The sequence below is a fragment of the Methylobacillus arboreus genome (assembly GCF_020532725.1).
In the GTDB taxonomy this organism is placed as follows: domain Bacteria; phylum Pseudomonadota; class Gammaproteobacteria; order Burkholderiales; family Methylophilaceae; genus Methylobacillus; species Methylobacillus arboreus.
Genome location: NZ_JAJAVC010000006.1, coordinates 167,097 through 179,779, shown reverse-complemented (window position 1 = coordinate 179,779; position 12,683 = coordinate 167,097). Strand labels below are relative to the sequence as shown.

At 55.1% G+C, this 12,683-nt stretch carries 12 protein-coding genes; 6 read left to right on the top strand and 6 right to left on the bottom strand.

Going from position 1 to position 12,683, the window contains the following annotated elements; genetic code table 11:
• Position 1 precedes the first annotated feature (1 nt).
• The 4 genes from LG198_RS06930 (at position 2) to LG198_RS06915 (ending at position 4,525) form a co-directional block, all read left to right on the top strand.
• Complete coding sequence (locus LG198_RS06930; protein WP_230342453.1) at positions 2-184, top strand: hypothetical protein; 183 nt, start codon at positions 2-4, stop codon at positions 182-184.
• Between the two features lie 77 nt (positions 185-261).
• Entirely contained in the window at positions 262-2,277 is a 2,016-nt protein-coding gene (locus LG198_RS06925) for a lytic transglycosylase domain-containing protein (RefSeq protein ID WP_230342452.1), read from the top strand.
• Positions 2,278-2,315: 38 nt separating this feature from the next.
• Entirely contained in the window at positions 2,316-3,281 is a 966-nt protein-coding gene (locus LG198_RS06920) for a complex I NDUFA9 subunit family protein (RefSeq protein ID WP_230342451.1), read from the top strand.
• A 5-nt stretch (positions 3,282-3,286) separates the two neighbouring features.
• Positions 3,287-4,525 carry a multifunctional CCA addition/repair protein gene (locus LG198_RS06915; protein ID WP_230342450.1) on the top strand — a complete coding sequence of 413 codons (1,239 nt, stop codon included), beginning with the start codon at positions 3,287-3,289 and terminating at the stop codon, positions 4,523-4,525.
• 85 nt (positions 4,526-4,610) lie between these two features.
• On the opposite strand, the gene slmA is transcribed toward LG198_RS06915, so the two are convergent.
• Genes slmA through argB form a run of 3 tightly spaced genes read right to left on the bottom strand, consistent with a single transcriptional unit; the run spans position 4,611 to position 6,816 of the window.
• A complete protein-coding gene (gene slmA / locus LG198_RS06910) occupies positions 4,611-5,189 on the bottom strand; it encodes a nucleoid occlusion factor SlmA (protein WP_230342449.1) in 579 nt (192 codons plus the stop codon).
• A 15-nt stretch (positions 5,190-5,204) separates the two neighbouring features.
• On the bottom strand, positions 5,205-5,909 hold the full coding sequence (locus LG198_RS06905; RefSeq protein WP_230342448.1) for a pyrimidine 5'-nucleotidase: 705 nt from the start codon (positions 5,907-5,909) through the stop codon (positions 5,205-5,207).
• Between the two features lie 22 nt (positions 5,910-5,931).
• Positions 5,932-6,816 carry an acetylglutamate kinase gene (argB, locus tag LG198_RS06900; protein WP_230342447.1) on the bottom strand — a complete coding sequence of 295 codons (885 nt, stop codon included), beginning with the start codon at positions 6,814-6,816 and terminating at the stop codon, positions 5,932-5,934.
• A 184-nt stretch (positions 6,817-7,000) separates the two neighbouring features.
• Here argB and LG198_RS06895 point away from each other — a divergent pair, with 184 nt between their 5' ends.
• Positions 7,001-8,674: a formate--tetrahydrofolate ligase gene (locus tag LG198_RS06895; protein WP_230342446.1), complete on the top strand. Its 1,674-nt coding sequence runs from the start codon at positions 7,001-7,003 to the stop codon at positions 8,672-8,674.
• 103 nt (positions 8,675-8,777) lie between these two features.
• Here the strand turns inward: LG198_RS06895 and LG198_RS06890 are convergent, their stop codons facing one another.
• The 3 genes from LG198_RS06890 to LG198_RS06880 form a co-directional block, all read right to left on the bottom strand.
• Positions 8,778-9,482 carry a PEP-CTERM sorting domain-containing protein gene (locus LG198_RS06890; RefSeq protein ID WP_230342445.1) on the bottom strand — a complete coding sequence of 235 codons (705 nt, stop codon included), beginning with the start codon at positions 9,480-9,482 and terminating at the stop codon, positions 8,778-8,780.
• A gap of 187 nt (positions 9,483-9,669) precedes the next feature.
• A complete protein-coding gene (gene argA, locus LG198_RS06885) occupies positions 9,670-11,235 on the bottom strand; it encodes an amino-acid N-acetyltransferase (protein ID WP_230342444.1) in 1,566 nt (521 codons plus the stop codon).
• Between the two features lie 73 nt (positions 11,236-11,308).
• On the bottom strand, positions 11,309-12,046 hold the full coding sequence (locus LG198_RS06880; RefSeq protein WP_230342443.1) for a 16S rRNA (uracil(1498)-N(3))-methyltransferase: 738 nt from the start codon (positions 12,044-12,046) through the stop codon (positions 11,309-11,311).
• Between the two features lie 54 nt (positions 12,047-12,100).
• On the opposite strand from LG198_RS06880, the gene LG198_RS06875 reads away from it, so the two are divergent.
• Positions 12,101-12,667 carry a thioredoxin family protein gene (locus LG198_RS06875; protein ID WP_230342442.1) on the top strand — a complete coding sequence of 189 codons (567 nt, stop codon included), beginning with the start codon at positions 12,101-12,103 and terminating at the stop codon, positions 12,665-12,667.
• Positions 12,668-12,683: the final 16 nt, after the last annotated feature.

Genomic DNA, 12,683 nt, shown 5'->3' with positions numbered 1-12,683 from the left:
TATGCTGGTATTGCGCATCCTGCTGGTGCTGACCCTGATCTCGGTCGTGGTGTCGTTCGGCATTTATCTGATTTCCGGCGATAAGCGCTACCTTAAATTCACCTGGCAATTGATCAAGTTCACACTGGTCATGCTCGTGGTAGTGGCCCTGGTAATTGCCATGGGCCGCATCATTCTCTACTAGATTGCTCAGTCGTAGCGTTCATCCATAAGTGGCTATGCTATGCTTGGTCAAGCGTCATGGTTTTTGGATATAACACAATGCAGTTAAGTAAGGTCGGCATCATCCTGGCAACCAGGCTTGGTGGTAAAAGCAGGATCAATATGATGGACAAGGGCAGAACCATGCTGGCCTTGCTCTTGATCTCTGCTGGCTTTCTCACCGGAAGCCAGGCTGTTCATGCAGCCAGTCCCGATGATGTATTCCTGAGCGCACGTAATGCCTATAACGCACGCAATGCCAATGCGTTGGCCACTGCCTCACAGAGCCTGCAGGCCCAGCACTATATTCTTGCGCCGTACACGGACTACTGGCGCCTGTTACTCACCTTGAACCAGGCGGACAAGCAATCCGTCCAGGGCTTTCTTGAGCGTTATAGCGACCTGCCGTTTGCAGATCGTGCGCGCGGCGAATGGTTAAAGGTCCTGGCACGCAGGCAGGACTGGACAACTTTCTTCGAAGAGTATCCCAAGTTCAATCGCGACGATGCCGCTGTCAGTTGTTATGCCGCGGATGGCGGCATTCAGCAGGGCCTGGAGTCTGCCGTGCTTGATGGCAAGGCGCTCTGGATGACCGGCAGTGACCTGCCTGCCAATTGCAACGCGGTGTTTGACCGTTTGCAGAAGGGCGGCGTCTTGCGTGAGGAAGATATCTGGGCGCGTACCCGTTTGTTGTTGCAAGGTTCCAAGATCACCGTAGCCAAAACCGTATTGCAACGCCTGCCTGATATTGATAAAGCCAATCTCAAGTTGCTGGACCGTGTTTACCAAAACCCGCAGCAAGTGCTGGAGAAAGGGCAGATCAGCTTCAAGAGCAAGCTTGGCCGTGAGCTCAACCTGTATGCGCTGGAGCGTTTGAGCCGGAGCCAGCCGGCGTTGGCGTTGGATTTGTGGGAAAAACTGCATAGCAATTTCGAGCCGGCCGATCGTGATTATTTCTGGAGCCGGTTTGCCCTGCATGCCGCACGCAAGCATGACCCCGCTGCGCTGACCTACTTCCAAAGAGCAGGCAATGCCGAGTTGGACAAGGATCAGCGGGAGTGGAAGGCCAGGGCTGCCATGCGCGCAGGTGACTGGAAGGCATTGCAATCCACTATTACCGAAATGCCCGAGTCCCAGCAGGAAGAGCAGGTATGGCAATACTGGAAGGCCAGGGCGCTCAAGGAGCAGAAGCAGATCGTTGCGGCCAATCTGATATTGGTGAGGTTATCCAAGGAAAACACTTATTATGGCCTGTTGTCGGAAGAGGAAATGGGCGATGTGCTCACCGAGACGCCCGCGCCCTACAAAGTCAGTGCGGAAGAAGTACGCACCGTGCTTGATATTCCGGGCATTCAGCGTGCCCTGGCTTTGCGCCGCCTGGAAATGCGTTCGGAATCGCGGGAAGAATGGCGGTTTGCCAGCGGTGATTTTGATGACAAGCAACTGATTGCCGCGGCTGAGGTGGCTTTTCGCGAAGGCTGGTACGACATTGCCATCAGTACGGCGGATCGTACCAAATTGTTGCACGATTTTGCCTTGCGCTATCCCACGCCTTATCGCGATATGATGCAAGGCTATGCGGCGGATAATTCGCTGGATGAGGCCTGGGTTTATGGCCTGATCCGGCAGGAAAGCCGTTTTGTCAGTTGGGCAAAGTCCGTGGCTGGCGCCTCTGGCCTGATGCAGGTGATGCCGGCTACTGCCAAGTGGATTGCCAAGCGTATGGGCATGGGGGATTACAAGCCTGCCATGATCAACCAGCTGGATACCAACCTGAAGTTTGGTACGCATTACCTGCGCTATACCATGGACAAAATGGACCAGCAACCACTGATGGCAACTGCGGCTTATAACGCAGGGCCGGGAAGGCCCAAGCGCTGGGCTTCGGATAAACCATTGGAAGGGGCCATCTATGCAGAGACTATTCCTTTCAGTGAAACGCGTGATTATGTAAAGAAGGTGTTGGGGAATTCGTTCTACTATTCCCAGCAGTTGGGTACCAAGCAACAGACTTTGAAGCAGCGCCTGGGTGTGGTTCCTGGTGTGGGGGCACCCGTGAATCCAGAACAAGATTAAAGCCAGCAACCTAGCTAAGTGGTAAAGGAAGAGTAGTAATGCAACGTATCAGACAAATATGTGTCATCGGTGGCTCCGGCTTTGTTGGCAGCGCTATCGTGCAAAAATTGAGCACGGCAGGTTATGACGTCAAGGTGATCACGCGCAGGCGTGAAAGCAGCAAGCACCTGATCCTGTTGCCGAATGTGCAAGTGGTCGAATGCGACATTTTCAACGATACTGCTCTGGCAGGGCATCTCCATGGCCAGGACGCCGTGATCAACCTGGTCGGCATATTGCACGAAAGCGGAGATGCAAGCTTTGAAGCCTTGCATGTCGAGTTGCCGCGCCGGGTGGCGGATATCTGCTGTAAGCAGGGCGTATCCCGTTTGCTGCACATGGGCGCGCTCAAGGCAGATGCCAATGCCAGGAGTGCTTACCTGCGTTCCAAAGCCGCTGGCGAGGAGGCAGTGCTCAAGCGGGCCAATGAGCTGCAAGTGACGGTCTTCCGTCCTTCAGTGATTTTTGGCCGTGGCGACCATTTCCTAAGTTTGTTTGCCAGCGTGGTCAAGGTATTGCCTGTGATCGGCGTTGCCAAGCCCAATGCACGCTTCCAGCCGATCTGGGTGGAAGACGTGGCGCAAGTGTTCGTCAGTGCACTGGAAAATGTCAGCACCTATGGCCGCAGCATTGACCTGGGCGGCCCGCAGGTTTATACCCTCAAGCAACTGATCGAGTTCGTGGCTTTCATTCTTGGCAAGAAGCGCCGCATTGTCGGCCTCAATGACAAGTTATCCTACTACCAGGCCTATGCGCTTGAGTTGATGCCGTTCAAGCTCATGACGCGCGATAACCTCTTTAGCATGGAGGTGGATAGCGTATGCAACTGCCCGATTGCAGAATTCTTCGGCCATCCCCTGACAACGCTGGAAGCAGTAGCGCCAGAATACCTGGCAGGCGATACGCCCCGCAGTGCCTATGACAGGTTCCGTAGTCTGGCCGGGCGTAGCTTCAGCAAGCGGTAACCGCCATGCGGATATACTCGGTAGGCGGCGCAGTCAGGGACCAGCTACTGGGTTTGCCGGTCAAGGACCGGGACCATGTGGTGGTAGGCAGCACGCCCGAGGCCATGGTGTCACTGGGTTACCGCCCGGTAGGCAAGGATTTTCCGGTATTCCTGCATCCCGAGACGCACGAGGAATATGCGCTTGCGCGCACCGAGCGCAAGACCGGCAAAGGATATAAGGGTTTCCAGGTCTATGCCGACCCGGATGTGACGCTGGAACAGGATCTTGCCCGGCGCGACCTGACGATCAATGCCATTGCCGAGGATGAACATGGCGAGTTGATCGACCCATATCATGGCATCGCCGATCTCAAGGCCAGGGTGCTGCGCCATGTCAGCTTCGCTTTCAGTGAAGACCCGGTACGTATCCTGCGCGCAGCACGGTTTGCTGCACGTTTTAAGGAGTTTCACGTCGCTGACGAGACCATGGTCTTGATGCGGCAGATGGTAGAGGACGGCGAGGTGGATGCGCTGGTACCTGAACGCGTTTGGCAGGAACTGGCAAAAGGCCTGATGGAGCAGAAGCCCAGCCGCATGTTTGAGGTACTGCGCGCCTGCGGCGCGCTCAAGCGCATAGTGCCAGAGCTCGACCGTTTGTTCGGTGTGCCACAGACCGCGAAGTACCATCCCGAGGTGGATACTGGCGTCCATGTCATGATGGTGATCGACTATGCAGCCGCTGCTGGATTCAGCCTGCCAGTGCGTTTTGCCGCTCTCACGCACGACCTTGGCAAGGGTACGACGCCTGCGGAAATATTGCCGCGCCATATTGGCCACGAAGAGCGCAGCGTCGCGCTGTTGAAGCCACTCATACAACGCTTGCGCGTGCCAAACGATTGCAAGGAGCTTGCATTACTCACTGCCCGCTTCCATGGCAAGGTTCACCAGGTAGAAGCCATGCGCGCAGCAACCTTGCTGCGTTTTCTTCAGGAAACCGATGCTTTGCGCCAACCTGGGCGTTTTCGCAATTTCCTGCATGCATGCGAGGCAGACGCGCGTGGACGTACAGGATTCGAGCAGCAACCTTTGCCGCATTTTCAATCGCTGCTGGATATCCTGGAGGTGGTCATGCGAGTCGATGCCGGAGTGATTGCCAGCACGCAATCCAATCCAGAGGCGATCAAGGATGCGGTGTTCGCGGCACGAGTTGCTGCCATGGAGCAGGTATTCAAATTTCCGTTGGGCAATAAACCTGTGGAATAAGGCCGTTATGGTTGTGATAAACAAAAAGCCCCAAATCATATGGGGCTTTTTGTTTGCTGAAAGACGAAAAGGACGTCAAAAGGAATTATTCTTCCAGCCCGTATAACAAAGTAAGTTGCTGTTGCACATATTCCATCGGTTTGCGCTTGAAGCCGCTCTTGGCAAACTGGTGCCAGCGGCCAATCACGAAACACAGCAGCAGGTTGGCCTGGGATTCGGGGTCGAATTTGCGGCCGGTCTGGGTTTCGGCAATGCGCAGGCTTTGCTTGAGCGTGGACTCGATACGGTCGAACAATTGATTGATGCGGGTTTGCAGGGCGGGGTCTTCATTGACCAGGGCGTCGCCGATTAGCACGCGGGTCATGCCGTGGTTCTTTTCCGCGAACAGCAGCAAAATGGTGACGACGCGGCGTGCCTGGCGCAAGCCTTCGGTTTCTTCAGAAGTGATTTTGTTGATGAGGCCGAACAGGGTCTGCTCGATGAACTCAATCAAGCCGTCGAACATGCGGGCCTTGCTCGGGAAGTGGCGATACAATGCGGCTTCGCTGACTTCCAGCTTGGAAGCAAGGGAGGCCGTGGTGATTTTCTCGCGTTTGGGCGACTCCAGCATCTTTGCCAGGGTTTCCAGGATTTGCTGTTTGCGTTCTCCGGGTTTCAGTGCCATTTCTTTACCTCTTGATCAGGCAGAAAGCCAGAGGCGGGAAGACTCACCCCCAACGCCCTGGTGACATTCTGCATTGTTATACATTCTATAAAGCCAGGTACCCGGCAATTCCAGGACGCTGGAAATACGGGCATCCACATAACTGGGCCGCCTTGGCCTGGAGGACACATGGATGGTTTTCATTCCCAGGCGTTTGGCGGTCATCAATGCCGGCAGGCTGTCCTCAAGCAGGATGCAGTTGCCGGCATTGACCTTGAGCGTTTGCAACAGATGTTGGAAACCTCGCATCGCAGGTTTCGGGTGGAAGCCAGAGGATTCCACGCTGAATACCTGATCGAACAAGTCGTCGATAGCAAGTAATTTTAACACTCTTTTTGCATAACTCATCGGTGCGTTAGTGAATACTACCTTACGGCCTGAGAGCTGTTGCAACGTATGCCGCAGTCTTTTGACGGTTCTCACCATTTGCGGGAGATCGTCAAGCTGATGGGTTTGCTGCAGAAAATGGTGGGGATGAACGCGATGGTGGCGCATCAAGCCCTTCAGGGTGGCTCCGTAGATGCGCCAGTAATATTGGCGCAGCAGGCAGGCCGCTTCTTCTTCCAGCCTGAGTTCGCTCATGATATAGCGCGTCATCTCGATATGCAGATGCGGAAAGATTTCCGCATCTGCATCATGCAGGGTGTTGTCGAGGTCAAAAATCCAGACCTTGCGTTGCATGGGCATGAACAGCAGTGTGTGCTTACTTTGCAGTGATCAGCGTGCCCACACCTGCATCAGTCAGCACTTCCAGCAACAATGCATGCTCGACGCGGCCATCGATGATGTGCACCGATTTTACGCCGCTGCGGGCAGCATCCAGCGCCGAGCTGATCTTGGGCAGCATGCCTCCCGAGAGGGTGCCGTCTGCCACGAGGTCGTCAATCTGTTTGGGAGTCAGGCCGGTAAGAAGATTGCCTGCCTTGTCGAGTACGCCAGGGGTGTTGGTAAGCAGAATCAGCTTCTCTGCGCCGAGGATTTCCGCAAGTTTGCCCGCCACCACGTCGGCGTTGATGTTATAGGTTTCGCCATCTACTCCGACGCCGATAGGCGCGATCACAGGAATGAAGTCGCCACTATCGAGGAACTGGATCAGGCTGGGATCTATGCCGCTGATGTCGCCGACCTGGCCGATATCGATGAACTGGTCGGGCTTGTCCTTGTCCTGAACCAGCAGTTTCTTTGCGTGGATAAAGTTGCCGTCCTGCCCGGTGAGGCCCACTGCCTTGCCGCCGTTGCGGTTGATCAGGTTGACGATTTCCTTGTTGACCTGGCCGCCCAGCACCATTTCGACAATATCCATGGTTTCTTCGTCAGTGACGCGCATGCCCTGGATGAATTCACCCTTCTTGCCTAGCCTGTCGAGCAGTTCATTGATTTGTGGCCCGCCACCGTGCACCACGACTGGGTTCATACCCACGAGCTTGAGCAATACGACATCACTCGCAAAGCATTCCTTCAAGTGGGGATCGGTCATGGCGTTGCCGCCGTACTTGATGACAATGGTTTTGTCGAAGAAGCGCTTGATGTAGGGCAAGGCTTCGGCGAGGGTTTTGGCTTTCTTTGCGGCAGTGGTTTCGTTGAGCATTGACTCTCTCTGAATGCGAGTGAATGGATGTGCGCCTATTTTAACCGGTTTACCATGAAAATCACGCGACATGGCGTTAAAACTCACTGTGACAGCACCTGTTAAAGTATCAGTGGCGCAGGTACACTAACTTGGATGCAATTGCATTCTTTGGTATATGTCGACAACCAAAACAGGAACAGGCATGCCCAGCGACATTGAAATAGCCCAGCAGGCAAAACTCAGGAAAATCAGCGAGATTGCCATGCAGCTTGGTTTGAATGAAGACTCCATCGAGCTTTACGGGCCATACAAGGCCAAAATCGACCTCAATGCCAACCCTCATTTGCAGGACCGGCCGGATGGCAAGCTGATTCTGGTGACGGCCATCAGTCCCAGTCCCGCAGGCGAGGGCAAGACAACGACAACGGTAGGCCTGGGCGATGCCTTGCAGCGCATCGGCAAGCGGGCGGTTATTTGCCTGCGCGAACCTTCCATGGGGCCGGTATTCGGCATGAAGGGAGGCGCTGCCGGCGGCGGCTATGCCCAGGTGGTGCCGATGGAGGATATCAACCTGCATTTCACCGGTGACTTTGCTGCAATTGCGCTTGCCCATAACCTGCTTGCGGCGATGATCGATAACCATATCCATCATGGCAATGCCTTGCAGATCGACCCGCGCCAGGTGACCTGGAAGCGCGTGGTAGACATGAATGACCGAGCCTTGCGCCAAGTCGTGGTTGGCCTGGGCGGCAAGGTCAATGGTCAGCCGCGCGAGGATGGCTTCGATATCGTCGTCGCTTCCGAAGTGATGGCGGTGTTATGCCTGGCGGATTCGCTCAAGGATTTGCGGAACCGCCTGGGTAACATCGTGGCGGGCTACAACTTCTCGGGCGAGCCGGTAACCGCGTGCGACCTCAAGGCGCACGGCGCGATGGCTGTAATGCTCAAGGAGGCGATCAAGCCCAACCTGGTACAGACGCTGGAGCATACTCCGGCTTTACTGCATGGAGGACCGTTCGCCAATATTGCCCATGGCTGTAATTCGCTGATCGCTACACGCACTGCGCTTAAGCTTGGGGATTATGTTGTTACTGAGGCAGGTTTCGGCGCGGACCTGGGAGCGGAGAAATTCATCAATATCAAGTGCCGGAAGTCCGGCCTCAAGCCGGATGCCTGTGTGGTCGTGGCAACTGTACGTGCCTTGAAGTATCACGGCGGCATAGAAGTGCCGGACCTGGCAAAAGAGAACTTGGATGCCCTGGAGCGCGGCATTGCCAACCTTGAAAAACATGTGCAAAACGTGACCAGTCATTACCGCTTGCCTTGTGTGGTCGCGTTGAACCGGTTTGACCATGATACCGTCGCCGAACTGGCACTTATCGCCAAGCGGATGGAGGTTCTAGGGATCAGGGTGATATTGGCCGAACATTGGGCAAAAGGCGGTGCTGGCGCAACAGCCCTGGCAGAGACGGTTGTGGAGCTGGCTGAAACAGGGCAAGCCTGTATGCGCTATGTTTATGACGATGAGGATATGCTTTGGGAAAAGCTCGGCAAGGTGGCGCGCCGGATTTACGGCGCAAGCGATGTCCATGCGCTACGCCGGGTACGCGCAATTATCGATAAATTGCAGGAGGAGGGATATGGGCATTATCCAATCTGTATTGCCAAGACCCAGTATTCCTTTTCCACTGATGCCTCGCAACGCGGCTTGCCGCATCCCCATATATTGACAGTCAGGGCCGTGAGATTATGTGCCGGCGCTGAGTTTATCGTCATGATTTGCGATGACATCATGACCATGCCTGGCCTGCCAAAGGAACCTTGCGCAACTCGCATCGATATCGATGATGACGGGCGCGTGATCGGACTTTACTAGTCTGTATGACGATATATAAGTTTAGAGGACAAAGAAAAACGGCAACCTCCCTATACAACTAGGGAGATTGCCGCACCGGGGTAGAGGTGACTTTACCTAACGATTAGGCTTTCTTGCGGCGGGCTGCGAAGCCAACCAGTGCCAGGCCGCCAAGCATCAGTGCGTAAGCAGAAGGCTCAGGTACAGCAGCGATCTGGTCGACCTGGAATGCCTGGATGCTGCTATGGGCATGGGTGCCGAAAGAGATGGTGTAGGAGGTGATTGGGTCGGTAACGCCGCTCAGATCCCAGGTGAAGTAGCCATAGGCGTAGTCAACTGGGTCAGGACCATTGGCGCCAATTGCAGCAGTCAGGCTATAGGAAGTCGCTGCCAGCAGTTGGCTGCCACCGTTGAAGCTCAGGAAAACATCGCTGATAATGGCATCAATGCCACCTGCGCCGCCGAGGGAATAGTTGCCGCCTGGCTCAACATGGCTTTGGAACACGATGGAGCCAAGGTTGGAAATCACATTGGAGTCAGAAATCGTGAATGTGGAGTAAGGACCACCCCACTCGTAGAGACCGCTGCCAGCCGGGTAAGCCGTGCCGGAAGTGCGAGTCAGTACTGCATCACCTGCTGGTGCATTGCTGGCCAATCCAGCAACCAATTGAGCCGCATTGATGCGAGAAGCAACGAGTTGGTTGAAACCATTGGTGGACTCAGAGCCAGCAACGTCTACGAATACAACGTCAGTAACGCTCGCGTGTGCGAAGGATGTGGCTGCAAGCAGACCTAAAGCAAAGATGCTTTGGGTGTAAGCGATTTTCATTTTGTTTCCCCTTAAAACTGATTAAGAACCTGAACACTATGAGCATGTCCAGGTAGCGAGAATAATCGATTAATAGAAATTAATATCATTCCCAGAATCGACTTATTAATGGTAATTATTCTCATTAAAAAGGTCAACTGTTTATTTTAATTTTATTTCTGGGCCATGCTTCGGAATGCGGCAATGCCTAGATGTGTTTGGTGAATACCTTGGACCGGCGTTGCAGGTTATACAGTTTTTGCTTTTCTCCGGGCAGCCGTTCTATGCTGCTTTCTGCGAAGCCCCGCTCAAGAAACCAGTGTTCCGTGCGCGTGGTCAGGACAAATACGGATCGCAGGCCCAGCTCGCGAGCCTGTTCTTCGCAGTAGCTGAGCAGGCGGTCTCCACGTCCGCCGCGGCGGAATGAGGAGTGGATGGCCATGCAGGCGAGCTCTGCGGTTTTTGTCTCGGGAAACGGGTAGAGCGCGGCACAGCCGATAACCTTGCCGTCATGTTCCATAACATGGAAATGGTTGATTTCCATTTCCAGGCGCTCACGGCCGCGGCGAACCAATATTCCCTCGTTCTCCAATGGTTCGATCAGTTGCAGTATGCCGCCCACGTCCCCAATGTCCGCCGGGCGCATGGCTTCCAGCGGGTCTTCGGTGATCATGGTGCCAATGCCATCGTGCGTGAACAGCTCTTGCAGGATGGCGCCATCGACATGGCGGCTGATCAAGTGGGTGCGCGCCACCCCTTGCCCGCAGGCGCGTACGGCGGCCGGAAGGTAGTAGAGCTCATCTTCGGTAATCTGCTGCGCACCGTTGTTGCCGATATGGCGCAAGAGGTTCTTGGCCTTGTCGGTGGTCATTTCCCTGAGCAATTCTCCGCGGATGTTATGTACGCCGCTGGAATCCATCAGGAAAATCAGCTTGTCGGCATCCAGTGCAATGGCAGCGCTGGTGGCAACGTCCTCAAGCGTCAGGTTGAAAACTTCTCCTGTAGGTGAGTAGCCCAGGGGTGAAAGCAACACCAGTTCACCATCGTCCAGACGTTTCTGGATGCCGACTGCATCCACCTTGCGCACTTCGCCGGTATGTTGCAGGTCTACACCCTCACGTACGCCAAGCGGCTTGGCGGTGACGAAGTTGCCGCTGGCCACGCGGATGTCGGCGCCTGCCATCGGGGAGTTGATCAATCCCATGGAAAGCAGTGACTCGATTTCCACCCGCACGGCGCCATTGGCTTCTTTCACGGCTTCCATCGCCTCATCGTCAGTGACGCGCAAACCGTTGACCAGGTGGGTTTGCAACCGGGCGCGCTTGAGGCGGCTTTCGATTTGCGGCCTTGCGCCATGCACCAGTACCAGGCGTACCTCGAGGCTGGCGAGCAGGTTGAGGTCGTGGGAGAGGGCGACAAACTGGCCGTCGTCAACGACTTCCCCGCCAAAGGCAATGACGAATGTGCGCCCGCCAAATGCATGGATATAGGGGGCGGCGGCACGGAACCAGCGCACGAATTCCTGTGGCTGTTGTAATGTCAGGCGGGAAGTGTTGGTGCTGCTGCCGCTTGCGGCCTCGCTTTGGGCATAAAGGTGAGCGGCACTGCAGTCGAGCGCAGCACAGAGTTTGCGCAGCATGGTTTCAGAAACGCCTTGCGCGCCTCGCTCAATCCGCGACAGGTTGCCGCTGTTGGCGTTGACCTTGCGGGCAAGTTCTTGCAGCGTCATGTTGAGCGCCTTGCGGCGTTTGCGGATTGCTGTGCCTAGAGCCATGAGCAGGGTTTCTAATTTGCGTTTAAAACATATTTTTATAATAAATAGACATAAAAAGCAATTTCGGTGGATATTAACTGACGAAATCACCCCATAGAGCCTGCAGGCTGGCAATGGCGGCAAGCGCTGCGGTTTCAGTGCGCAAAATGCGCGGGCCCATGCGCACGAGGGTGAAGCCATGATGCGCGGCGAGCTGGATTTCGCCATCCGTCAGTCCTCCCTCGGGGCCGATTAGGAGGCAAATGTCATTGCCGGGGATTTTTACTTGTGGTAATGCCTTTTCAGCGACTGGGCTCAGCGTGATCAAGATGTCTGCTTGCGGTTTTTGTGCAAGCCATTCGGTGAGGTTGATTGGTGAGGCGACAGGAGGCACAACGGCACGCCCGGATTGCTCACAGGCGGAAATGGCAACATTTTGCCAATGTTCGCGGCGTTTCTCTGCACGCTCACCCGCGAGCTTGACGACACTGCGCTGGCTTGCAACCGGCTGTATCGCGGATACTCCCATTTCTACGGCCTTCTGGATGGTGAAGTCCATACGGTCGCCAGAAGAGATTGCCTGTGCCAGTGTGATGCGTAGGGGGGATTCGGTTAGGCAGGACTGTGCTTCCAGTATGCTGACAATCACTTCCTGCTTACGTATCGCGGTTAGCTTGGCGAGGTAGTTCTGGCCGTCTCCATTGAACAGGATGGCGTGATCGCCAGCCTGCATGCGCAAAGCCCTGCTTGCGTGAGTGGCTGCGTTTTCGGGCAATGCTGTCTCGCTGCCTGGGGAAAGTGCTCCGGGGTGGTAAAAGCGAGGAGTGGTCATGGCTGGTGTACTATTGAAGGTTGATAAAGGATTTTAATTGAAGGAGTGTGCATTATGGCAAGTCTGAACCCGCCAGTTTGTGATTTTGGCTGGAAAGCGCCGGATTTTAACCTGCCTGGCGTAGATGGCCGCAACTGGTCGCTGGCCGAAATCAAGGGGGTCAACGGGACGCTGGTCATGTTTATTTGCAATCATTGTCCTTATGTGCAGGCGATCCGTGAGCGATTGGTGGCCGATGTGCGTGCATTGCGCGAACTGGGCATCAATACCGTGGCAATTTCTTCCAACGATGCGGTGGCTTATCCTGAGGATGCTTTTGAGAAGATGGCAGAAGTGGCGCGCGAGTTTCATTTTCCTTTCCCTTATCTTTTTGATGAAAGCCAGGAAGTGGCAAAGGCTTATGGGGCAGTGTGCACGCCGGATTTCTTTGGTTTTAATGCGCACCTTGAATTGCAGTACCGCGGCCGCTTTGACAACCAGGGGCGCGTGATGGAGCCTGTGGAAAATCCCTCGCGGGATCTTTTCAATGCCATGCGGCATGTGGCAGAAACAGGGCGTGGCCCGGCTGAGCAGGTGGCCTCCATCGGCTGCTCAATCAAGTGGCGCGAGGTCGCGCAATAAGCCGGTTTGATTGGAA